This window comes from Parabacteroides faecis, assembly GCF_014647375.1.
Taxonomy (GTDB): Bacteria; Bacteroidota; Bacteroidia; order Bacteroidales; family Tannerellaceae; genus Parabacteroides; species Parabacteroides faecis.
The window spans coordinates 643,408-668,429 of sequence record NZ_BMPB01000001.1 but is presented as its reverse complement, the minus strand read 5'-3'; the positions used below and the strand labels follow the sequence as shown (position 1 = coordinate 668,429).

The 25,022-nt window shown below is 41.5% G+C and carries 15 protein-coding genes; 13 read left to right on the top strand and 2 right to left on the bottom strand.

What is annotated here, in order from left to right:
- Positions 1-52: 52 nt before the first annotated feature.
- On the top strand, positions 53-412 hold the full coding sequence (locus IEY67_RS02110) for a hypothetical protein (protein ID WP_122374661.1): 360 nt from the start codon (positions 53-55) through the stop codon (positions 410-412).
- Positions 391-1,050: an ATP-binding cassette domain-containing protein gene (locus tag IEY67_RS02105; RefSeq protein ID WP_122355290.1), complete on the top strand. Its 660-nt coding sequence runs from the start codon at positions 391-393 to the stop codon at positions 1,048-1,050. Before IEY67_RS02110 ends, IEY67_RS02105 begins: the two co-directional genes overlap by 22 nt.
- 286 nt (positions 1,051-1,336) lie before the next feature.
- Here the strand turns inward: IEY67_RS02105 and IEY67_RS02100 are convergent, their stop codons facing one another.
- Both IEY67_RS02100 and IEY67_RS02095 read right to left on the bottom strand, forming a co-directional pair.
- Positions 1,337-2,476: an acyltransferase gene (locus IEY67_RS02100; RefSeq protein ID WP_183670113.1), complete on the bottom strand. Its 1,140-nt coding sequence runs from the start codon at positions 2,474-2,476 to the stop codon at positions 1,337-1,339.
- Between the two features lie 66 nt (positions 2,477-2,542).
- On the bottom strand, positions 2,543-3,670 hold the full coding sequence (locus IEY67_RS02095; RefSeq protein WP_183670115.1) for an AraC family transcriptional regulator: 1,128 nt from the start codon (positions 3,668-3,670) through the stop codon (positions 2,543-2,545).
- 205 nt (positions 3,671-3,875) lie between these two features.
- On the opposite strand from IEY67_RS02095, the gene IEY67_RS02090 reads away from it, so the two are divergent.
- The 11 genes from IEY67_RS02090 to IEY67_RS02040 all read left to right on the top strand — a co-directional run bounded on the left by IEY67_RS02090 (position 3,876) and on the right by IEY67_RS02040 (position 25,021).
- Complete coding sequence (locus tag IEY67_RS02090) at positions 3,876-4,838, top strand: fimbrillin family protein (RefSeq protein WP_183670117.1); 963 nt, start codon at positions 3,876-3,878, stop codon at positions 4,836-4,838.
- A 594-nt stretch (positions 4,839-5,432) separates the two neighbouring features.
- Complete coding sequence (locus tag IEY67_RS02085) at positions 5,433-5,987, top strand: RNA polymerase sigma-70 factor (RefSeq protein WP_122355284.1); 555 nt, start codon at positions 5,433-5,435, stop codon at positions 5,985-5,987.
- Positions 5,988-6,065: 78 nt separating this feature from the next.
- Positions 6,066-7,010 (top strand): FecR family protein, encoded by a 945-nt coding sequence (locus tag IEY67_RS02080; RefSeq protein ID WP_183670119.1) that lies wholly within the window; start codon positions 6,066-6,068, stop codon positions 7,008-7,010.
- Between the two features lie 251 nt (positions 7,011-7,261).
- On the top strand, positions 7,262-10,564 hold the full coding sequence (locus tag IEY67_RS02075) for a TonB-dependent receptor (protein WP_229800939.1): 3,303 nt from the start codon (positions 7,262-7,264) through the stop codon (positions 10,562-10,564).
- A gap of 11 nt (positions 10,565-10,575) precedes the next feature.
- Positions 10,576-12,303 carry a RagB/SusD family nutrient uptake outer membrane protein gene (locus tag IEY67_RS02070; RefSeq protein ID WP_183670123.1) on the top strand — a complete coding sequence of 576 codons (1,728 nt, stop codon included), beginning with the start codon at positions 10,576-10,578 and terminating at the stop codon, positions 12,301-12,303.
- 87 nt (positions 12,304-12,390) lie between these two features.
- Positions 12,391-15,123, top strand: coding sequence for a polysaccharide deacetylase family protein (locus IEY67_RS02065; protein WP_183670126.1), 2,733 nt, complete (start codon positions 12,391-12,393; stop codon positions 15,121-15,123).
- A gap of 558 nt (positions 15,124-15,681) precedes the next feature.
- Positions 15,682-16,260, top strand: coding sequence for an RNA polymerase sigma-70 factor (locus IEY67_RS02060; protein ID WP_183670127.1), 579 nt, complete (start codon positions 15,682-15,684; stop codon positions 16,258-16,260).
- A 75-nt stretch (positions 16,261-16,335) separates the two neighbouring features.
- On the top strand, positions 16,336-17,310 hold the full coding sequence (locus tag IEY67_RS02055; protein WP_122355272.1) for a FecR family protein: 975 nt from the start codon (positions 16,336-16,338) through the stop codon (positions 17,308-17,310).
- Positions 17,311-17,522: 212 nt separating this feature from the next.
- Positions 17,523-20,762: a SusC/RagA family TonB-linked outer membrane protein gene (locus tag IEY67_RS02050; RefSeq protein ID WP_229800938.1), complete on the top strand. Its 3,240-nt coding sequence runs from the start codon at positions 17,523-17,525 to the stop codon at positions 20,760-20,762.
- A gap of 6 nt (positions 20,763-20,768) precedes the next feature.
- On the top strand, positions 20,769-22,400 hold the full coding sequence (locus IEY67_RS02045; protein WP_183670132.1) for a RagB/SusD family nutrient uptake outer membrane protein: 1,632 nt from the start codon (positions 20,769-20,771) through the stop codon (positions 22,398-22,400).
- A gap of 77 nt (positions 22,401-22,477) precedes the next feature.
- Positions 22,478-25,021, top strand: a complete 2,544-nt coding sequence (locus tag IEY67_RS02040) for a GH116 family glycosyl-hydrolase (RefSeq protein ID WP_183670134.1) — start codon at positions 22,478-22,480, stop codon at positions 25,019-25,021.
- Position 25,022: the final 1 nt, after the last annotated feature.

The following is a 25,022-nucleotide window of genomic DNA, read 5'->3' as shown; positions in this document are numbered from 1 at the left end:
CCGATTTGAATATCTTAGCAAAAAATCAGTTATCCTCTTAAACCGATCGATTATGGATAGCCTGCAAAGATGGAAAACACAATACCGGTTTTACCGGACATTCTTCCTCAGTACATTAAAATTCAGTGTCCTGGTCAGCTTTCTCTTTGCATCTATGGGCAGCATTACTTCCTTTATTCTATATAATGGCAGCATTATGGATTCTGTCAAACTCTGGTTTCGCCTTATTCCCACGGTCGGACTGGGATTCGATTATATTTATAAAGAACTGACACACAAAGAAGAATACTTTTTCTATTACAATCAGGGCATCAGCAAATATCAACTCTGGATCGTTACATTTATCGTCATGTTCATCTGCTGTAATCTACTCAATCAAATTATCCAGCTATGCATACAGGCCTTGAAATAGACAGCGTACTTAAGTCGTTCGGCGAACGGACGATACTGGCAGATGTTTACCTGAAATGTTGCCAAGGAGACATTATTGCCCTTTTCGGACGGAACGGAACCGGCAAATCCACCTTACTGAATATCATCTTCGGTACGTTGAAAGCCGACCGGAGTTTTATCCGGATCGACGGAAAAGTCATGAACGGACCAGCTTTCCGCTCCCGTTTGCTTGCCTATCTGCCCCAGCATCCTTCCTTACCATCCCATCTGAAAGTATCACAGATTGCAGACTTGTGTATCGCCCCGGAAGACAGAAAACGTTTCCTGGCAGATAAAATACTATTCCGTATACGCACTTCCCGCATTTGTGAAATATCGACGGGAGAACAGCGGTATCTGGAAATCAAAACGACCCTATTCAGTCCGGCCCCCTATATATTGCTGGACGAACCTTTCAGCGGTGTCTCTCCTGTAGTGGCAGAACAGATACGCGAGCTTATGTCCGAAAGCGCACGGGAACACGGGATCATCCTGACAGACCATAATTTTCGCGAAGTACATAAAATAGCGAATCGCCTGACGCTACTTAACGAATGTTACCTGAAAGAGGTCAAAAACATCGAAGAACTGATACCTTACGGGTATTATCAACCATAAAAAAGGGATACCCTCACGGATACCCCTTAACACTGAAAAGATTTGTTTTTTATTCTAATCCATACTTTTGTATTGCATATTCACCCAGAACTTCCAGGTAATGCAAACACTTACTAACTACTTTTTTCATAGCGCTCCTCTTATTATTTAAAACGATCTATAAGCAAAACATGTTGTTGAAATATGTTTTACAGCACAAAAGTAGTAGTAATATAGATACGTTATACCGACCTTTTCCGGTTTTAACATCATTTGCACAAAAGCGGGACCTACTATCCGAGAGCCTTTATCCGATAATGTATTTCGAATAAGGCAGTTTACTCAATAAATAAGTAAACATCCAGGATGCAGCCAACGTAAAGATTGCCGATACGGGAACAATAGCCGGTACGGGAACACCCAGCCACAGTGTCAACAGATAGGACGGTCCTATGAAGAAATAATGTACACAGTAAACTCCGAAGCCTAACTTCGTAAGGTTTGCCAAAGCCCCGCAAATAAAGGGAGATGAGATACGGGCTTTCTGGACTAACAAGAAAATAGCTGCCGTCATCAGCATGGCATTCGGAGAACAGTAAGTGAAAAACAACTCCATGCCTTCCTCACTCACATGCGGATCGGAAGTCATATAACGGAAACCTGTAAAAGTGACCAGATAGCCTATCAGAAACAAAGGAATGGTGACTGCCAACGTTTTACCGGTCGACCAGTCATTCCCTTTTCCTAAATAATGGCCCAACAGCAAATAACCGTTGAAGCCGGCAAAATAATAGAACAACCCATAAGCATTCCATGAACAGGTCCCGAACAAATAATGGGAAACAAACTCCATCAAATAAGGGATGAACAGGGATACTCCCCAAATTCCAAGGAACCAGCGCTTCCCTTTGTCAGAAGCTTTCTCCACCCAGGCAGAAAAGACAGGCATATAAAGATATAGTCCGATCAATGTATAGATATACCACATGGGGGTCGCATAAACAGTAAATGTAACCGGAATCATCGCAATTTCTTTCAACGCATCTGTCAGGGAAGCAGAAGGATCGGGCGCATAGGGAAAGAAATCGGTCACCAGTTCAGCACTTCCTCCCGCCCACTGGATAAACCAGGGTGCCAGGTTGAACAGTACCGACCAGATCAGAAAAGGAAAAAATACACGTGGAATACGTTTTTTATAAAAAACAGAAGCCTCCTGTTTTACCGGCAACAGCAAAAAGCCCGTCATCATTACAAATAAAGGGACACAAGCCCTCAGCATCGAGCCGTAAGCCGATCCCCAGAAATTGAAATCAGGATTAGCACGCGACTCCGGAGAGGCGTTGAACGGGTCTGTACAATGACAGGCAATTACCATCAGGATAGCAACGAAACGAAGAACATCCAGCCAAACTATATGCGGACGTGTAACAGTAGTAGTGTTATTCATGATAAGATTATTTCTTCAAACTGGACGTAAAAATAAATAATCTTATCAGATAATACAAGGCTGACTTTATCCGCGCTTATATTCAGAAGGAATAATCCCCGTATGTTTTGTAAAAGCACGGCGGAAAGTACTGATCGAATGAAAACCGGAACGTTCGGCTATTTCCTGGATACTTGCCAGCGGCTCGGCATCCATCAGACGTTTGCTTTCTTCAATGCGGAACTGGTTCACATAATCAGAAAAAGACATCCCCAGCTCCTTATTGAATAATTGTGAGAGATAGGAACGACTGATAGGGAACACACGTTGCAGATCAGTCAGGCGCAAGTCATCGTTCAGATAAGGTTTTTCACGTTCGAACCAGGTATTCACCTCTTCCGCATAGCGTTTGAAAAGAGCACCACGCTGCTCCTCGTCATCATCATCTTCCTCTTCGTCATCGTTCGAGGGAAGATCCCATCCGTTCCTAAAAGTATGTTCGATCCGTATATTCTTAAGAAATAAAGCCTTATAGAAAAAGTAAAACCAAACAATCAGCATGATAGCCTTTATAACGACGTAGAGGATCGTCCGGTCGGTCAATAACAGGACTGCATAAAGGAAATAGAGGATAGATAAGACGAGCATTGTCCGCTTCAACCATCGCAAGTCATAGTTTTCAGGGTCTGAAACATTCTCGCTCAAATAAGCGGTATATTCATCGGCATATTTTACAACCAGATATATCGGCAGGATCATATAAAAAAGAGTAAGTGCAAGCACCAATAACCGCAGGAATACATCCATATTGAAATACGTAAACACATCTTTTATCGAATAAAAAATATGTATTTCCCCGCCCGATAAACGATAAGTAAGATAAGATAAACCGCCTATCACAACGGGCGAAAGAAAAACGGCAAATCGCCTGAAAGTAAGAAAACCGGGGCGCAGCTTTTCAATCACATAACTGGCAAGACAAGCAGTCACAAAACAACTAGCAATAAGTACGTCGGGATGGAACGCTTCCTTTACTTCATCCACGTAAGAATTAACAGAAATTCGGATTACAGCCATCAAGGCCCACATAATCATACTCCATGCCAAAATAAGTCGTGCCCTGTTACCAAATGACCTCAATAGCATCATAATGCCTCCTAATACGCACAGGCCTATTATTTGCATACTCAATAAAAACTGTATTTTGTCCAGCATATGTTACCGCCTCGTTTTAGTATAAACAATTTGAATCCTCAAATGGTTGATTTGCACTCTATTTAGACAATTTGACGCCTCTGGATTATTTGCACCATGCGTTTTTATACCATTTCATCGTGGTTTTATACCGTATGATCCCTCTTTCTCCTCAAACTGCCGGATATTTGCAATATGAAATTTGATACAAAAATAGCATAAAAGTATGAGAAATTTATTACTATTTATTACACTGATTTCCTGTTTGGCCGGTTGTTCTCACGAGAGCAATTTCGTAGCCATTGAGAGTATTAGCGCGAAAGAGAAACCATTAAAAATTATTACACGTATTTTAACTACTAAATCTGCGAATTTCGTACAGGAATTCAAGGAAGGATCGGAAATAGGACTACTGATCACACGCGAAGACGACGGTGGTCTTTATGACGAGGATAGTGATTATATAAATGTAAAAGCGCAAGCAAATTTAATTAGTAATAAAATCTCCTGGCAACAAACGCCGGAAGTCACCCTTAACTTCGACCCGGCCATCGTGTATGCCTATTATCCATATCAGTCGCAAATGAGACTGAGCACGGCAAGTATCCCTGTAAAGATCTCGCCGGACGCCACTCAGACACGCGACTATATGTACGGCACACACGCTTTGGGCCAAAAAGCATTGAACAGCATATCCCCTATGGTCTTGCTGAATATGGAACATGCTTTGTCGCTCATCTCCTTCCAGATAAACCTGGAAAAAACAGAAGAAGGAAGTTATGAGTTGGATGCCGTCCAGCTGGGAAATAAAGCCGGAGGAACAGCATTGATATGTAAAGGGATGATGGACATCAGAACCGGACAAATCACCGGAACGGCCTGTTGCAGTGTCGCCACCCGGCTCAATCTGGAGGAACCTGTTACACTGACAAAAGAGTTCTGTGATCCGCAACAGATCATGGTGATCCCGACAAGATCAGCACTTATGGCTGAAGGTGACATCGAGGCACTTTTTACGATCAACGGAACTTCGTACAAATATAAAATTCCCGCAAAGACCGTATGGGAAAAAGGATATAAATACCTCTACAAATTAACTCTCAGCGGAGAGGCTCTTACATTGAAAGAGGTATCCGTTACCGACTGGATGCAGGGTAACGGTGAAGATGCTACAAGCAGCATTATGTAAGTTTTATTTTATGTTTTGGTTATGGTTTAGAATCTCTGGGTAATCGTATTTTGTTGTGATGCCGATGATCTGCTGACCGGATGTACGGACAACAAGCCTGATTGGACAGACAGTCCGGCATCGCAAGAAGAAATACGGTTACCGCAAAGAAGGAAATAAAGCCTCGTTCCCTACCACGACATCCGGTAGCAGGGCTGAAGAACATCCTTCCGACAGGATTCTATAAGTGTAAACGCCGTGGCAAGCAGTCCCATTCTTCTTGCCACCGGCCACTACACCGATCCGAACATCCGGGAGCTGACAGCGGTCAGTCCTTTGAAAAAGAATTAACGAACTAACTCGTGAGAGTTACGTATACATTTAATTAATACTAAAATAGTAGTAATGAAGCCGGCCCCGAATACCGCGTCCTGCACTCAACTGGACGCATATTCCCTCTCAACTTATCGCCGACAACACTCTTTTATTTGACTATAAACCTTGCCGGGGCCGGTTTTCATTATACTACTATTACAATTTCACAGGAAATAGATAGGAAAATTAAAAATCCTATTTACATTTGCAAATAAACGTATATCTAAAGACGTTCAATAAATGGCGAATCCGGATGCAAATAACTTCAACTCATTATATACAAAGTATTACAGAAAGGCCTTTCTGTTCACAAAATCCTATGTACATGATGAAGCTGTTGCAGAAGATATCGTATCCGAATCGTTCATCAAATTGTGGGAAAAACTAAAACAAGAAGAGATCGACTATAGTGACTATCTTTTACTATCCATATTGAAAAACAAAGCTTTAAATTATCTGAAACATGAAGCTATCAAGGCTGAAACCATTCATTCTTTGACTGATATCAACCAGAGAGAACTGGAAATCCGCATATCCACCCTACAAGCTTGCGTCCCCGAAGACATCTTTTCAAAAGATGTCGAAGAGATCATCACAAAAACACTAAAGATATTACCCAGCCAAACACGCCGCATCTTCGTTCTGAGCCGGTTCCAGCACAAAGGGAACAAAGAGATCGCCCAGATTCTGAATCTGAGTGAAAAAAGTATTGAATATCATATATCCAAAACATTGAAAGCATTGCGTATTAATTTAAAAGACTATCTCCCCCTATTTTATTTTTTATTTTTTTGATCGTCAATTTAGGGATGAAGGTTTCTGAGTTGTTTTAAAGATAGAGGGCAACCTAGAAACATTCATACTGACAGATCAATGGAGCAGAAATTATTACATAAATATATTGCCGGTGATGCCAATCCACAGGAGAAGGAAACAGTAATTCGCTGGATAGAAGCAGATAAAAAAAACATGGAAGAATTCCTATCTGCCCGAAAATTATATGATCTTACTGTTTGGCAGAATGATCTGGTAACAGAAACTTATGCAACAGCCGGTAGACTTCGTAAAATCTGCATCGAATTTGCTAAAATTGCAGCCATCTTTATCGGTTCCATTATTCTCGTCACAATTTTCTATCCGGCAAATGAAACCGTACCAGAGGAAACCGGCATACAAAAACTATATGTGCCGGCCGGTCAGAGAGCAGAACTAACTTTATCCGATGGCACAAAGGTCTGGTTAAATGCCAAAACGACTTTTTCATTTCCGGACCATTTTGATGATCATCAAAGAAATGTGATACTGGACGGAGAAGCATATTTTGATGTCGCACATAATGAAAAGTCCCCTTTCGTCATTCAAACGGAAAAATACAATGTCAAAGTACTAGGTACGGAATTTAATGTCCGTGCCTATAAGGAAGATGAGATTTATGCCTTCGAAACAGCCTTGATCAACGGCTCCGTTGAAATTGAAACGGCAGACCACGCCGTGAAAAAGCAATTACAACCCAAAGAAAAAGCCTATGCGGAAAACGGACAATTAGAAATAAAACCGATCACAGAATTCGATCAATACCTGTGGAAAGAAGGGTTAATCTGTTTTGACGACAACAATCTGGCAGAGATATTCAAAAAATTGGATTTCTATTATAATATTCCTGTCAAAATCGAAAATACGAAGATATTAGACAAGCGGTATACAGGGAAGTTCAGGTCCAGCGACGGCATCGAGCATATCCTGAAAACTTTACAATTAAAAACAAAGTTCCGCTATGAAAGAAAAGAATATCCGGATAATATAATTGTAATCAAATAAAATATTCACTTTAAATCTACATGCCTATGAAATATCAATAAAAGCAATTTGAAAAATCCGGAATGTGCTGTAACACACTCCGGATGAAGTCAATACCAGAGAACTTTCAAAAATCTAATAGTATTAACTAAGCATACAAAAGTATGAAAAATAAATTGTATTGGGATTATTGTATCCTATTAATACCGAATAAACACATTTTAAACATTATGAAAATAGCCTTTATATGCCTTTTTATTTTCATAAGTGGTATGTTTGCAACTGAAGCGGAATCTCAAAACGCAAGAATTTCTTTAAAACAGACAACCAGTGTACTGGATCTGATCAATATTATTGAAAATCAGACGGATTATCTCTTTGTCTATGACAAGAAAGACATTGATCTGAATCGTCAAATATCCGTCAAGGCACAGAATAAAACAGTTGCAGAGATCCTTCTGACAATATTTAAGAATACCGACATTGTATATGCAATGCAGGGAAACAATATTGTCCTGATGAAAAAGAGTTCCGAATCCATACCGGTCATCCAACAACGGACGGTACGAATAACAGGTATCGTAACAGATGAAAAAGGGGATCCGCTGGCAGGTGTCAACGTTTCGGCAAAAGGGACAACTAACGGAACGATAACGGACATAGACGGACGCTTTTCCATCATGGCAGAACCTGAAACCATCCTGCAATTTTCCTATATAGGTTATATGAATCAGTTCATTAAAGTAGGAAACAGTACTTCTGTCACGATCTCCATGAAAGAAGATACCCAGGCATTGGACGAGGTTGTGGTCGTCGGTTTCGGTACACAGAAAAAAGTAAATTTATCCGGATCGGTATCTTCGGTCGATATGAGTACATTAACAGAGAGCCGCCCTATAACAAACATTTCAAATGCTTTGGCAGGATTAGCTGCCGGTTTACAGGTGACATCATCCAATAACCGCCCCGGAGACGATAATGCCAGTATACTTATCCGTGGTAAAGGAACATTAAATAACTCCTCCCCCTTAGTAATCATCGACGGAATGGAAGGAGAAATGAATAGTTTAAACGTACATGATATTGAAAATATATCTGTATTAAAAGATGCCTCCTCCGCAGCGATTTACGGTTCACGGGCTGCAAACGGCGTTATTCTTATCACGACTAAGACCGGAAAGGAAGGAAAGCTCAAAGTTTCATATAACGGATATGTCGCTTTCCAGAGCATTCGTCCCGGTGTATTGGATCCTGTCAGTAATTACGCCGATTATATGGAATACATTAACAGCGGCTATAACAACAGTAACCAGGCACTCCCTTATTCTCAAACCTCTATCTCTGCATGGAGAGGCGATAACGGGCAAAACCCTCTAAAATATCCGAATACAAACTGGATAGAAGATACCTTTTCCACCGGAGTAGGAACAAATCACACATTGTCTATGAGCGGAGGAACTGAAAAGATCCAGTTCTACGGAGCATTCGGTTACTTTGACAATCCGGGAGTGCTCGAAAATGCAGGATACCGGAAATATAACGCCCGGACAAATATCAACGCACAGTTGACATCCTGGTTGAAAATGGGAATGAATGTAAGTGGCTTCGTGGGAAAAGCAGAGCCAGGTAATGCCGGACAATCCGCTACTGAAGCCGGAGAACAAGCCAGTGTCGGTGCATTCACATGGGGATGGGCGACAAGCCCTGCCATGATTCTGAGACATGACGGCAGATACGGAGGTATCCAGAATGTCGAGGATGACGTATCGGAATCCGGGAATAATGTATTAAAGGTCTTAAATTCCACAAAAGGAGAAAATACGACCAGAAATATAAAATCCCGTTTCCATATCACCCTGCAACCAATTAAGGATTTATCCGTCACAGGTTCATATTCGTATGAATACACCGAACAAGGAATCAAAACAATACCTGTATTCAACGACGTATGGGACTTTGGTAAAGATCAGATAATCTTCAAAGGAGAAGGCGAATCTTATATTACCGAAAAAGAGTATAAGCGGGAACGCAATTATATGGATATTGTTGCCAACTACAATCACCGTTTCCTGGACGACCGACTGGGACTGACGGCCATGGTTGGTGCCAGCCAGGAGCAATATAAATACGAATGGTTCAATGTTACCCGTAAAAATCTGACAGCACCAAACGGCACGGTACTGGATGCTGCCAACGGGCAAATATCGACAGGAGGAAATATGACGCAATGGGTTATGCGTTCGTATTTCGGCCGTTTGAACCTGGATTGGGAAAACAAATATCTGTTAGAATTTAACTTACGTTCCGACGGTTCTTCCAGATTCTTATCCGACTCACGCTGGGGATATTTTCCTTCAGGTTCAATTGCATGGCGTATGGATCAGGAAGAATTCCTGAATAGCACGGATTGGCTGAGTAATTTGAAAATACGCGCCTCTTACGGTTCTTTAGGTAATAACTCCGTAGGAAATTACTCTGCAATTTCCAGTTACGGTTCCGCCAATTATGTACTAAATAACGGAGTATCAACGGGTTGGGCGATAACGGCCCTTGCCAATGCCGGACTGACCTGGGAAAAAACGAAAGTAACCGATATCGGTTTCGATTTCGGAGTTTTAGATAACCGTCTCTACGGAACCTTCGACTGGTTCAATAAAAAAACGGAAGGTATCCTGATACAGCTGCCATCTCCTTTAGTGCACGGTTCCGCTACAACTCCAACCTCAAACGCGGCCGAAGTGACCAATAAAGGAATTGAATTAACTTTGGGATGGAGAGACAAAGCCGGAGATTTCGATTATGGGATCAATCTCAATTATACCCATGTGACCAACAATGTTGATAAGTTTAAAGGAGAAGATTATAGCCTGAACGGAATATACATGACCAAAGAAGGGCTTCCTATCAACTCCATGTATATGTATGTTGCAGATCGTATTATCCAGACAGACGACGATTTAGCTATCGTAAACGACATGTTAGCCAAAAATCCGGACGCTTTCAGTCAATTAGGAGGCGTTCCTCAAAAAGGTGATATCCTGTTTAAGGATTTGAACGGCGATAATAAAATCGACCCGACCAATGACCGCGACATAGTGGGAGACACCAATCCGAAACATATGTTCGGACTTAATCTGTCTGCAGGCTATAAAGGGTTCGATTTCTCCATCTTTATGCAAGGAGTTATAGGAGCTAAAGGATACCTGAATGAAAAATACTTTACATCAACAGTACAAAGAGGCTATCAGATAACAAAAGAAATAGCTGAAAATAGTTGGACGGATGGCATGACAAATGCCAAATATCCAAAGCTAACCTATCAAACGGCAGTCAACAATCAGGCCAACACACTTTGGATTCAGAAAAAAGATTATCTGAAAATCCGCAATATTCAATTAGGCTATACATTGCCTAAATCTGTGTTGAGCAAGGTGCAGCTCGAAAAAGTCCGTTTCTATGGCAGCCTGGAGAATTTCTTTACATTCACCGGCTACAAAGGGATCGATCCGGAATTGGATGACCTGAGTTATCCAACGATGAGACAAGCTGTTATTGGAGTAAATATCGAATTTTAAAATAGATCGACATGAAAAAATCAATAAAATATATAAGTTCAGTTCTTACAAGCCTTGTATTATTGAGCGGATGTTATGATCTGGATCAATATCCGGCCGACAAGGTTAATTCCGGTTCTTTCTGGCAGGATGAAGCAGACGCCCAGGAAGGTATGATGGGAGTATATGCAGCCATGAAGAAAGACGAGGTTTTCAGTATTTATTATACCCGCGATTGTTTGAGCGACATCGGTATCGGGTTGAACTGGGGACTTTATGGTTTCATAGAAGTGGCGCAAGGCCAAAGCAACTCTACTACCGGATTATACAAATCTGTATGGCAACGCCTATACGACGGTATCGCCCGGGCAAATACGTTAATCACCAATGTACCTTCAGTCGATATGTCCGACGATCTAAAAACTCAATACCAGGCTGAGGCACGGTTTATGAGAGCTTTATATTACAATGAACTTTTGAATCTTTATGGAGGAGTTCCCCTGTATGACGAAACGACTAGCATAGAAAAAGAATATGACAACATGTATAAAACCAGAAATACGGAAGCAGAAGTCCTCGATTTTATTCTGAAAGATCTGGAAAATGCATGCACATATCTCCCCAAAACATGGGACGGAGGAAATAAAGGACGTGCCACAAAAGGTGCAGCTTACGCATTAAAAGGAAAAATACTGCTTTATGCCAAACAATATGCGGAAGCAACCAAAGCTCTGGAGGAAGTTCGTAACGGAGGTTACGGATATGCTTTAAATCCTGATTATGCAGAATTGTTCAAGCCGGGTGGCGATGAAAGTTCAGAAATGATATTTGCCGTTCAAAACCTGGGCGGAGCAAGTACGGCTTATGGTATGCCTGTTCATTATATCGCCAATCGCGCCTCATACGGAGGATGTATCAACTGCCTGGTTCCCTCTGTCGAACTGGTGGACATGTATGAATATAAAGACGGACGCCCATTCGATTGGGATGAATTGTTTCCCGGTTTTTCAACCAATAAAAGTATAAAAGAAAAAGTCTTTTATTCCACCTTCGACGAAAAAGGCCAATACGTTGCTGCATATCCTGAAAATGTGGATAAACTACGGAAAATGTATTCAGAGCGGGATCCGCGTATGGAGTCTACCATTATTTTACCCTATACGGAAAACCTGTACAAAGGTTGGGTTAACAATGCGAAGAAAGACTGTGAAATGGTACTCGCCCCATCGAATCCGGCCAATGAAACATACGGATATTGCAGAAATGCCTTCGGTCATAATACCTATTTATACCGTAAATTCACACCAGAATATGATATGGACGGGTTAATAGCCGACCGCTTCCATTCACCGGTGAATTTCCCCATCATCCGTTATGCAGATGTATTGTTAATGCTGGCAGAATGCTATAATGAGACATCGAACCTATCCGGTGCTGTCGAATTGATCAATCAGGTACGGGAACGTGCCGGGATCGCACTTTTAAATTCCGGTCCTGCTTATTTAAGCGTAACAACAAAAGACCTGGTATTTGAACGTATCCAGAAAGAAAGAGCTGTGGAATTTGCAGCCGAGGGTCTTCGTTTCTACGACCTGAAAAGATGGGGATTATATATTTCCAAAACAAATGGTCAAAAACAAACCGATCTGGTAGGTTCTGTCTTATCCACTAAAGTAACAGAACAAAAAAATATGTACTGGCCGATTCCTCAGGAAGAAAGAGATATGAATCCGAATCTGACGCAAAACGCATCCTGGTAACAAACCATATGTATAGAACTAAGTAATGAAGGCTGTCTCAATCATTCTTTGGGACAGCCTTTATTGAATAATTATAAACTCAATCACATGAAAAATATATCCATTATTTTTTTATTATTCTCTTTGATCGTACACGATACGCATGCCCGGATACATTGGCCGGAAGGGAAAAAAGCAGCTGTAATCCTCACATATGACGACGGTTTAAAATCTCAGCTTCAAATTGTAATACCACAATTGGAAGAGCACAATTTTAGAGGAACTTTTTTCTTGTACGGGCAGGTTGTCAAAGAAGAAGATATCCCGGAATGGCGTAAAGCCAGTCAAAGGGGCCATGAACTCGGAAACCACAGTATGTTTCATCCCTGTCTCTCCCAGACCACCGGGCAGACCGCAGAACCTTGCCGTTCTTTGGAATGCTATTCGGTAAAAGATATGCTTATCGAAATCGGAATGATGAATAACTTCCTGTATGCAATAGACGGAAAAAAAGAACATGCGTATGCTTACCCTTGTTCCCAATGCGTAGCCGGAGGAGAAGATTATTCAAAGCCTCTGTTAGCTTCAGGCCTGTCGAGATTCGCACGCGGAGGAGATCGCGGAATCATAACAAATACCGACAGCCTGAACTATGCGATGATACCGACACTTCCCGCCCATACCGGAATTTCTGCTGATTCATTGATAGCCTATGTACAGGAAGCTGTTGAGAAAGGAGGACTCGCAATTATTGTCTTCCATGGTGTCGGAGGAGATTATCTGACAGTTGATGCAAATGAACATAAAAAATTAGTAGACTTCCTTGCCTCCCGTCCGGATATATGGGTCGGAACATTCTCTGAAGTTTTGAATGCGATTACGACAGGGAAAAACACTCCGAAAGAGCAGAGCACGGTACGGATAGATACCAACGGTGATTTCATAACGTATGTCTCCCCCTACTATGCGCTATCATGGTCCAAAAATTTCCCGATGATGTCCTATTGGAATATAGAGTCAGGAGGACGTAACCGGAAATACCTGGATAAATCATTATTACGTCCCGGAAAAGGAGGTGTACTCATAAACCGGGACAATTCTTCCTTTCTGACTCAAAATCCGGCAATATACAAAGGGATGGAAACTTGTTACGAGAACGTTACTTTTCCTGATAAGACAGTAATGAACTGCTCGGTCATACCGACCAATGAACGACAATTTTCTATTACGATCGGAGGAGGAGGTAACAAATTCAGCCATGAATTTTTCCGGATCCATACAGCTCCGGATATCGCTCCCATGTCAGTATGGGCTGAGAAAACAGAAAATAAACCATCGACATTATATGACACACCTGTTACGATTTATACCCCACAAATAGTAAAAGCCTCTTTTCGATTACCGGCAGTACTTCATTTCCCTGATTATGGCCTGGTTAAAATAGAAGCAGATCAGGATGAAGTTTATATTCAGGAACATTTTGTTCCCGATTATGAAAATACGGGATTATCCTTAGGACCATTTAACAGAGGCGGACATGCCTGGAGAAAATCAGTGCATCTAGGTTCGGTTATTCTTTCATTCCATTCTGAAAAACCGATAAATAAAGCATGTCTGACCTTCACAGTATTGGATGAGAACTATCCGCAAATAGCGGGCTGTGATTTTTCAGATCCCCGCTTCAACGGGTTAAAACGATGCTGGCAAAATTCATTTACAGTGAATCCGGTACACCAGACAATGGGAGACAACATTATTTTGGAAGGTATCGGACATCTTTCCCTGGCATTCAAAGCGGATATGATCCCGTTCACACCTGAATTGCCGGGAACATACTCCATGAGAGCTGCTTTACGAACTTCTATAGAAATAGCGTTGCAGGAACGGATCGGGGAGAATAACCGCATTAAAGATTTTGGTTGGGAATGTACGGAAACGACATTGATCTCTTTGCATAATTATTTACTTGCAACGAACGACTGGGATTTTATTCGTCATTATTTACCTCAAATCAACCGGTTAGTAAAAGGTGTACTGGATGCAGACACAGACCATGACGGGATATTTGAAGCCCCCTTCCACGGAAATCAATTCGAAGAAGGAAGAAGTAGCTGGAACTGGTGGGATGACTTTGCTTTCGGTCATAAAGATGCTTATTTGAATATATTAGCCTATAAAGCACTAAACGGCATGCACCAGATATATACTTTACTGGATATGAAAACGGAGGCAGACTCCATCCGGACCCGTTTAGACCTGTTTCATGGCGCTTTTAATCATACATTCTACAATAAAGAAACAGGGATGTATGCCGGATGGATAAGTCAGGATGGGAAAATCCATGATTATCAATTTTCATTCGTCAACTCTATGGCCATTAATGAAGGACTTGTTGAAAAAGAGCGTTCGAAAAGGATCATCAAAAAGTTATTGAAAAACATGAAAGAGGCAGGATATGATTTCGTTTATGGTGTTCCAGGCCCTACAGTTCCCGTATCGAAAGAAGATAAAGGTAAATGGGATGAAATGACCCGCTGGGGACGTTATGAAAATGGAGGACTATGCGGGCAAACTGCTTATCATTTTATACAAGCGCTCTACAATACAGACATGAAAGAACAGGCAGATGAAATCTTATTTAAAATGATGGATACCTATGAACGGGAGTATACTCATTCCGGTCTGTTTCCGGGATATTTGCAAAGTGTGGATTGGCGGACCAAAGGAGGAGCTCCTACCGGCTACAATTACCTGGCAGATAATTATTACTTTCTGTTAGCTGCAATAACAGGTTATTATGGTATTAAATATCCGGAATTAAAAAATCCCGGTAACCGATAAAGAATTTCATGCCGATGTAACCGGAAAAAGTATGCTTACTAATTTGAATTAGTACGGCGACTAATCAGCGGTTGACAACCTTCAACCGTATGGTTGATAATTATCGGCCATACGGTTCACAATCATCAGCCGTATGGCTGACAATTATCAGCCGCTGATTTCTTCAGAATGTACCAGGGAAAGGATAAGAGCATCTATCTGAATACTAACAGATTAACTTAGAACGGCAATATAAAGATAATTTTCCGTAAAGCAATAGGAAATAAAATTAATTTACGGCTGAAAATTTGTAATAGTTAAATAAGCACTTCTCAGATGTATCTAAAAACAAAAATAAACGCACTAATAACCTGAGTTCTAGAAGAACTATTATATTTATTGAAATACAAATATAAGTTATTTATAAGATAAGTTCCTAATTGTGTGGAATAAATCATTTGATCCAAAGAACAGTATACAAAGTTTTTTTATAAATGATACAAATATTTATACATCTGATTATCAATTATATAAATAGATATTTTAGATGTAGTTCTTCTAGAACAAAGTTATCAATCAATGAAAACAAAGGTATTGGGCGAACAAAGAGAGGATGTCAGATTTGAAGACATTTACCTCTCTTATTTCTCAAAAATGAAACACTTTGCCAAAGAGTACGTCATCCTGGATGAAGATGCCGAAAATATTGTGCAGGATGTCTTCGTTGAACTTTGGGAAAACAAAGAAATGCTCAATATGCATATGAATCTCATCGCCTACTTATTCACAACCATCAAAAATAAATGCCTGAATCAACTGCGCCACCAACTTGTCGTACAAGATACAGCCAGTAAACTACAGGAAGAATACGCTATCTCCCTACGAATGAATTTAGATTCACTGGAAGCCTTCGATAACAATCTTTTTTCCGATCAGGATATTGAAAAACTCATTAGCCGCGTATTAGACTCCCTTCCCGAAAGATGCAGGACGATATTCATCATGAGCAAAATTGAAGGTAAAAAACAGAAAGAGATTGCCCAGGAACTGAATATTTCTATTAATACCGTTGGAAGTCAAATAGGTATTGCCTATAAAAAACTAAGAAACGAACTCAAAGATTACCTCCCGATACTGCTGTTTCTACTTTCCTTATAAGAATTTCGAAAAAAATTATTTTTTGTTTAACGATTTTCTTTCGTTCAGGTGTCTACTATATATAAGGACAAAATTATGAATGAACAAATAATAAAATATTTCCAGGGAGAGCTCGATACTACAGAAAGGTTACAGCTTTTAAGACTGGTGGAGACTGACGGTGAATTGAAAAAACAATTCATCGAATATAAAAATATGAATGCCTTGCTGACTCTTTCCGACCGATCAGACAATAAGGAGGAGAATAAGCAAGGATATATATTATTCAACAAAATCATCCGGACAAAAAAGATACGTAAAACCATGTTGCATGCAGCCAGTTATGCTGCAGCCATTGCATTGCTCGTTTTATCGACCTATTGGCTCACTGCCAGCCATTATGAGGCGCAACAGCCTGTAGCGAACATCGAAAACACCCTTTATGTACCTGCCGGTCAACGTGTAAGACTAACTTTGCAGGACGGAACCGAAGTCTGGCTTAACTCTCAGACCAAATTGACTTACCCGGCTTTATTCTCCGGAAAAGAAAGACGAGTGACCGTGGAAGGAGAAGCCTTTTTCGATGTCGCTAAAAATCCGGAAAAACCGTTTATTGTATCTTCCCAGGGAGTAGAAATGAAGGTCTTAGGTACAAAGTTCAATGTAGACAGTTATCCTGGCGAAAAAGATATTCAAACAAGCCTGCTCGAAGGATCGTTACATGTCTATTTTCCACATTCCGGGAAGAAAGGAGTGATCCTTAAGCCTGATGAAAAAGTGACAATAAAAGAAAATCAAATGCAAATCAGCTCTATACCTCATCCTGACTATTTTCTTTGGAGAGATGGAATATATAGTTTTGAGAATGAACTTCTTATCGACATCCTGAAAAAGCTGGAACTCTACTACGACGTAAAAATAGAAGTCAAAGACCCCTCTATTTTCAAATGGGAATACACAGGTAAATTCCGTCAACGGGACGGCATCGACGAAATTCTCCGGATGATACAGAAAATACATAAATTTAAAATACAAAAAGATGAAGAAAGCAATATCATCACATTAAATTAATTGAATGTCGAACCTTTTAAATAGTATGCCTATGGGAAAACTCTTTTAGAAAAAATAACGGCAGATGTTGGAACCATCCGCCGTTAAGAAGCAAGTAAACACTAGCAGTTAAAATTAGTATTCACCTAACAATTAGCAAAGATATGAAAATAAAAACTTTGTTACCACTCTTTATTGTACATGATAAACACTTTAAAGAATATTTTAGAATCATGAGAATATCACTTGTTATGCTCTTCGTCTGCATTTTCCAGATGGTTGCGGTCAATTCTGAAGCACAAAATACCATCATAAAACTGGAGACAGACGTACTTTCCGTTGGTCAACTTATTAATCAAATAGAAAAACAGACTGACTATCTGGTTGTATTCAGAAACCGGGAAGTAAATACCGAACGTTCAATCACTGTTCACAAAAAAACAGGAAAAATCATTTCTTATCTGGAAGATGCATTCAAGGATACGGATATTGCTTACGAATTTGACAATAAATACATTTTATTACTCAAAAAGAATGGTACGGACAAACCGTCTCTTATCAGCCAGCAAGGCACAAAAAAAATAACAGGCGTCGTGACAGATGTAAACGGAGAGCCTATTATTGGAGCCAATGTTTCTATAAAAGGAGCTACTACAGGGACAATCACGGATATGGATGGAAAATTCAGCTTGGATATACCTGGTAATTCCACATTACTCATCTCCTATATCGGCTATATTCCCCAGGAAATCCGCATAGGTAACCAGAGCATGGTCAAAATCAGTTTGAAAGAAGATACACAAGCACTGGATGAAGTCATTGTAGTCGGTTTCGGCACACAGAAAAAAGTGAATCTGACCGGTGCCATAGGAACGATAAAAACAGATGAAGTATTGAAAGCACGCCCCGTAACCAATGTCCAGGAATTGATGGCCAGCTCCGTTCCGGGCATGATGGTCAGTAAAGGTAGTGGTGCCGCTGGATCAGGAGCCAGCATTAATATCCGGGGTACATCCACTATAGGCAGCAGTTCCGGTGTATTAATTCTGATCGACGGAATACCGGGTAACATTTATACCCTGAACCCCAACGATATCGAAAGCATTTCCGTACTAAAAGATGCTGCGTCTGCTTCCATCTACGGATCACGTGCAGCCAATGGCGTTATTCTCATTACTACAAAAACAGCAAAGGCTTCCGATCGTCCGGTAGTGGAATTTTCTACAAATATCGGTATTCAGAATCCACAGTTCAAACTTGATTTTGTAGGTGCGGAAGACTATATGAGATTGTACGACGAAGCATTGATGAACGATGGAAAAGACGCTTATTTTGGAGAACAAGGTATTCAGGATCTGCGAGCAGGAAAGTATGCGGACAATAAATGGTATAAAGAGATTTACAATAAAAATACCCTTATCAACAATACCCATATCGCCTTGTCGGGAAAGGAAAGGTCAATCACTTACCGTGTTTCCGTGTCGAACGACTATCAGGAAGGAACATTGCCGAATAACAATTATAACCGTCTCATTTTTAAACCGGACCTGCAATTTCAGATATTAAAGAATCTGACGGCCCGTTTAAATATGCAATATACGCAAACGAATATCAAAAATCCGAACGGAGGAACAGAATACTGGCAAAGCCAATCCAGCCGGATATCTCCGATTACAGCGATCAGAGAACCAAACGGACTGTATGCAATCGGTTCTTCCATGGCAAGTAATCCGATAGCCGGAGTAAACGAAGCAGGTTATTCCAAAGAAAGGCATAAAGAAATGCTGGCTATTTTCGATGTTGTCTATTCTCCTTTGAAAGACTGGAATATTAAAGGTAGTGTATCCGGCTATACCCATGACCAGACGAACAAGGACAGGGTCAATACATACTACCTGTACGATGCGGACGGAAATATTGCAAAAACAGAGAATATGGTATCGTCACTAAAAAATACGAATGCCTATGATTTCCGTACCCAGTTACAATTTACGACAGATTATGCTTTCAGTATCAATTCGAAACACAATTTCAAAGTGCTGGCTGGTTATTCCCAGGAATATTACAAATATGAAACATTCTGGGCTTCCCGCGACAATATGCCTTTTGACAATATTGACGTTCTCGATACAGGCAGCAGTAATAAACAAAATGGAGGAAATGCAAAAGATGTTGCTATCCAATCCTGGTTCGGTCGTTTGAATTATGACTATGAGGGCAAATACCTGTTTGAAGCGAACATCAGGGGGGATGGTTCGTCACGCTTCGCAAAAGGACATCGCTGGGGTACATTCCCATCATTTTCTGCCGGATGGAATATCAACCGTGAATCGTTCATGGAAAATATCGACTGGCTATCCGAACTGAAGATCAGAGCTTCCTGGGGTAAACTGGGAGATGCAGAAAAGGTCGGTTATTACCCGACAGCCCAGGTGCTGGCTTACAATCCTAAGATTTATGCCTTCAACAATAACCTGGTCGGCGGCGCATACAATAACGTCGCAATCAATAAGGATATCTCCTGGGAAGTTTCAACATTCACAAATGTCGGACTCGACTTTGGTTTCCTGGATCAAAAGATCAAATTAACCGTAGATTACTTCAACAACCTGAGAAGCGATATCCTGTACACACCACCGGTTCCGACAGAGTTCGGATTATCGGCACCTCTTTCCAACCTTTTGAAAATGAGAAATCAGGGTATGGATTTTCTGGTAAGTTACGATGACAGTCGAGGTGATTTTTCATGGGGTATCGATGCGAATGCCAGCTTTTCAAAAAATAAAGTGTTGGAAATGGGAGAATCAGATAAATGGATAGAAGGAAATGCCATCACTTACCTGAACGACCGTTACCAGCTACCTTATGGATATGAGGCCGAAGGTTTGTTCCAAAACGAAGAAGATATTGCCAATCATGCTAAACAGGGTAATGTACTGCCAGGCAATATCAAATTTAAAGATCAAAACGGAGATAAGGAAATCAATGGAGAAGACCGTACCGTTTTGAACAGAAAAATACCTGTAAATTACGGTATCAACTTGCGTTTCGGTTACAAAGGATTCGACTTCTCCATGAATATGTATGGCCGTTTAAATGTCAAAAAGTATATCAGCGGATACGAGGGATGGGCTTTCTATCTGTCGCAGAATGCACGTCCAATGCATATGGATGCCTGGAGCGAGTCAAATCCTGATGCAACCTATCCACGCCTGACCCTGACAAATACAGCCAACGATACTCAATACAACAGTTACTGGCTCCGTAAAGCCGACTTCCTGAAAATTCAGAACGTACAGATCGGTTATACGATCCCGAAAACACTACTGGAGAAAGTAAATATTCAATATCTCAGACTTTACTTGTCCGGACAAAACCTGGGAACCATTACCGGTTATGACGGCTTCGACCCGGAAGGTAGCTGGTACCCGCTATCGAGAACATTTGCATTTGGTTTAAATCTTCAATTCTGATAAAATATGAAAAAATACAGTATCTATATCATGTTGGCCTCAGCGCTCATATTAGGCAGCTGCAGCGATTTTCTTGACAGAGATCCGTTATCCCAGGCTTCAGAAAATACCTTCTGGCAAACAGAAGCAGACGCAGAGAAAGGGATAAATGCTCTTTATCCTCTTTTACCCGGCGAACGCGACTTCTGGAGAGACTGTGAAAGCGATAACTCTCTAATGACAAATTCATGGGGCGAAAGTGGCCTGGGTTACATTTGCCAGGGTATCCATAACGCCGCAACCGGTTACCTGAAAGAAGAATGGACTTACGGCGATATCTACCGCATCCTCTATTATCTCGACAAACTGAACGGTATGACCATCGATGAGACGAAAAAACAGCGTTTCGAGGGAGAAGCACGTTTTATCCTGGCATTGAAATATTATAGAATGACACGTCATTTCGGTGATATTCCATTGATCAAAGAAAAACCGATCGAATTAGAAAATGCAGCACTACCCAGAAGTTCTAAACAGGAAGTCCTGGATTATGCACTGGAAAATGTAAACAAAGCTATCGAATATCTGCCGGATAGTTACAGCGGAGCCAATACCGGCCGTATCAATAAGGCAGCCGCGCTTACATTAAAAGCAGACATGTATCTGGATATGGCCAGTTACAAAAAATTCCATAATAACCAGGATGCTGCCGACCTATGGAAAGAAGCTGCCGATGCTGCCCAGAAAGTGATCGATATGAACATGTATGATCTTGAAGAAGATTTTGCCTACATCTTCAAATCAGAAGCCAATAACAATAATAAAGAAGTTATCCTGGCTAAACAATACCTGGAAGACGAGATTACTCACATGTTGCCGATCCTTTGTTCGCCTGCCGGAACAGGAATAACCGGACAAGGCTGGGCCAGCTTCTGCCCTACACGCCAGCTGGTCGATTCGTACGAAATGACGAATGGTGAAAGCATCTACGAATCGAAAGAGTATGACATGAACAATCCATGGGAGAACCGGGATGCACGCCTGAAGAAGACATTCTTCCTCCCGGGTTACGAATGTCTCCGTCCGAACGGTAAATATGAACCTTATATGCCCCATCCGGCCTTTAACAACCCTGAACGCATAAACAATGAGGGAGGCGGCATTACGGGATATATGTATCTGAAATATAACGATCAAACATTAGCTAAGCCAGCAAACTCATGGACCAACTTCAGCCTTTACCGGTATGCGGAAGTCTTGTTGATCCAGGCGGAAGCATTGAATGAGTATGATCCGGGCAATGCAAAAATTGCCACGAATGTGAACAAGGTAAGAGCACGTGCCGGTTTGCCTTCTGTCGATAAACTACTGGGCAAACAGGAACAAATGCGTGAAAAGATCCGTGGAGAGAGACGTCATGAATTCGTAGCGGAACATAAACGTTACTTCGATATCCTCCGCTGGAAAACCGCAGAAAAAGTTCTGAATGAACCCGGATATGGCATTAATAAGGATGAAAAGGCTGCGATCGGAGACTATACGCAGGAAAAATTCCTGGGACAAAACAGGACTTTCGATTCTTCCAAGCATTATTTGTGGCCTATCCCGCAAAACGCCAGAGATAATAATCCGAATCTGACACAGAATCCGAACTGGTAATCTGATTATAAAACCGAAAGGCTGGTTAGTAAGGCATAGTATAACCAGCCTTTCAATTAATATACTTAATTTTACGCATGAATAAATTCAAATTGATCGTAACCGGAACATTACTTTCCGGTATCATAGCGGCTCAGGAATGGAAGCCGCAACAATGGCCCGTACTTAAAAAATACGACCAGGGACACCTCTACCAGATCGCATTGCCGTTAGGTGGAATCGGGACCGGGACAGTATCACTCGGTGGTCGCGGAGAACTCCGGGATTGGGAAATTATGAATGTTCCGGCAAAGAAATACAGTACGGTAACAACCGGTAATAATGCTCCGTTTTTTGCAATCTATGCCAAACCGCAGAACCGGGAAGCTACTACTACATTACTGGCGGGGCCTTTATATCCCCAGGAATATCTTCATTATGAAGGCCGTCCGGTAAATCATCATGGTCTTCCCCGCTTTGCACAGGCGTCATTCGATGCTGCCTATCCTTTCGGGCAAGTACACTTGTCTGATAAAGATCTGCCTGTAAAAGTGAAAATAAAAGGTTTTAACCCGCTGATTCCGGGCGATGCGGAATCGAGCGGACTACCTGTAGCAGTTCTCTCTTACGAAGTTACCAACACCACCAACCAACCGATGGACGTTGCCATCTGTGGTTCCATGCGCAACTTCATAGGTAAAGACGGAAGTAAATTCCGCACAGACTGGAAAGGTGATTACATACCTGTCGGCGTGAAAGACAATAAGAACAAATACATTGAAAGCAACGGAATAAAAGGAATCTATCTTTATTCGGACGGTGTGGATAAAAACGATCCGGCCTGGGGAACTGTCGCCCTTACCACCCAGGCAACCGACGGCGTAACCTACCGGACCTCCTCCAAAGCCGATAGCTGGAACAATGGCATCCTAAACTTCTGGGACGATTTCAGCGCAGACGGCATGCTGACGGAACGGAACAAACAGGAAGATGAAGACCCGATGGCCTCTTTGTCTGTAAAAAAAACCGTAGGAGCACAAAGTACGGAAACATTTACTTTCTATATCACCTGGAATTTTCCGAACCGGAAAGCCTGGTCTTCCACTGTTGTCGGCAACTATTACAGCCAGCAATATCCCGATGCCTGGAAAGCAGCAGAGACAATTATACCACAAATACCCGGACTGGAAAAGAAAACATTATCCTTCGTTAACGCCCTACTCAATACATCTTATCCGGATATTGTAAAAGAAGCAGCTCTGTTTAACCTCGCCACTTTGCGGTCACAGACCGTATTTCGTTTACCCAGCGGGCATATGATGGGATGGGAAGGTGTAATGGACCGTTTCGGTTCATGTGCCGGTTCATGCACTCATGTATGGAATTATGAAGTGGCAACTCCTTATCTGTTCGGAGAACTGGCAAAAACCATGCGGGATGTAGAGTTCAATTATGCCACCAAAGAAAATGGTTTGATGAACTTCAGGGCCTCTTTGCCGCTCTCGGAAGCGAGTAAAGAGAACAGTGCAGCAGCTGACGGACAAATGGGCTGTATTATGAAGATATACCGTGAATGGCAGCTTTCAGGCGATACCGATTTCCTGAAAAGCAATTGGGAACAGATAAAGAAAGTTCTTTCCTATGCCTGGACGGAAAAAGGATGGGACGGCAATCAGGATGGTGTCATGGAAGGTTCCCAGCATAATACTATGGACGTGAACTATTATGGTCCAAACCCTCAAATGGGCTTCTGGTATATGGGAGCATTAAAGGCTGCTGAAAAGATGGCTATAGCCATGAAAGACAAAAACTTCGCGAAAAAGTGTCACACGTTATTTGAAAAAGGCAGTAACTGGATGGATGAGAATTTGTTCAATGGCGAATATTATGAACATAAAATCACCGATCCGGAAACATTTGAATATCTGGACATAAATAATCCTAATGTCAAGATCCCGCCTTTCCAGCTAGGTCCCGGTTGCCTGGCAGATCAGTTGGTCGGTCAATACATGGCACATCTGTGCGGATTGGGTTACCTGGGGAACAAAGATCACATTCATACGACTATGAACAGCATTATGAAATATAACTATGTAACAGACTTCAGCCGCCACTTCAATAATATGCGTTCTTATGTAATGGGCAATGAATCCGGCCTGCTTATGGCTTCCTGGCCCAAAGGACGTTTGGAAGTTCCATTTCCTTACTTTGCAGAGGTAATGACCGGATTTGAATACTGTGCCGCCGTAGGTATGATTTACGAAGGCATGGAAAAAGAAGGCCTAACCTGTATCCGGTCTGTACGTGAACGCCACGACGGAGCCAAACGGAACCCTTTCAGCGAACCGGAATGCGGACACCATTACGCCCGTTCAATGGCAAGCTGGTCTGCCATCATCGCCTTAAGCGACTTCCAATATTCGGGTGTCGATAAAAGTATGAAAATTACGGACCGCCCCGGAAATTATTTCTGGAGTAACGGATATGCATGGGGAACTATCCAGGTTACTGAAAATGATGTTACCATCGAAGTGATCAACGGTTCACTCCGACTGAAATCTCTTATCGTCGGTAATAACAAAGAGATGAGACTGAAAGATTTTAACCTGCCGGAAGGAGATAAACAAATTATCAAACGATAGA

Coding starts and splice junctions, on each gene's coding strand:
- IEY67_RS02110 (WP_122374661.1), top strand. CDS start 53: ATGGATAGCCTGCAAAGATGGAAAACACAATACCGGTTTTACCGGACA.
- IEY67_RS02105 (WP_122355290.1), top strand. CDS start 391: ATGCATACAGGCCTTGAAATAGACAGCGTACTTAAGTCGTTCGGCGAA.
- IEY67_RS02100 (WP_183670113.1), bottom strand. CDS start 2,476: ATGAATAACACTACTACTGTTACACGTCCGCATATAGTTTGGCTGGAT.
- IEY67_RS02095 (WP_183670115.1), bottom strand. CDS start 3,670: ATGCTGGACAAAATACAGTTTTTATTGAGTATGCAAATAATAGGCCTG.
- IEY67_RS02090 (WP_183670117.1), top strand. CDS start 3,876: ATGAGAAATTTATTACTATTTATTACACTGATTTCCTGTTTGGCCGGT.
- IEY67_RS02085 (WP_122355284.1), top strand. CDS start 5,433: ATGGCGAATCCGGATGCAAATAACTTCAACTCATTATATACAAAGTAT.
- IEY67_RS02080 (WP_183670119.1), top strand. CDS start 6,066: ATGGAGCAGAAATTATTACATAAATATATTGCCGGTGATGCCAATCCA.
- IEY67_RS02075 (WP_229800939.1), top strand. CDS start 7,262: ATGTTTGCAACTGAAGCGGAATCTCAAAACGCAAGAATTTCTTTAAAA.
- IEY67_RS02070 (WP_183670123.1), top strand. CDS start 10,576: ATGAAAAAATCAATAAAATATATAAGTTCAGTTCTTACAAGCCTTGTA.
- IEY67_RS02065 (WP_183670126.1), top strand. CDS start 12,391: ATGAAAAATATATCCATTATTTTTTTATTATTCTCTTTGATCGTACAC.
- IEY67_RS02060 (WP_183670127.1), top strand. CDS start 15,682: ATGAAAACAAAGGTATTGGGCGAACAAAGAGAGGATGTCAGATTTGAA.
- IEY67_RS02055 (WP_122355272.1), top strand. CDS start 16,336: ATGAATGAACAAATAATAAAATATTTCCAGGGAGAGCTCGATACTACA.
- IEY67_RS02050 (WP_229800938.1), top strand. CDS start 17,523: ATGAGAATATCACTTGTTATGCTCTTCGTCTGCATTTTCCAGATGGTT.
- IEY67_RS02045 (WP_183670132.1), top strand. CDS start 20,769: ATGAAAAAATACAGTATCTATATCATGTTGGCCTCAGCGCTCATATTA.
- IEY67_RS02040 (WP_183670134.1), top strand. CDS start 22,478: ATGAATAAATTCAAATTGATCGTAACCGGAACATTACTTTCCGGTATC.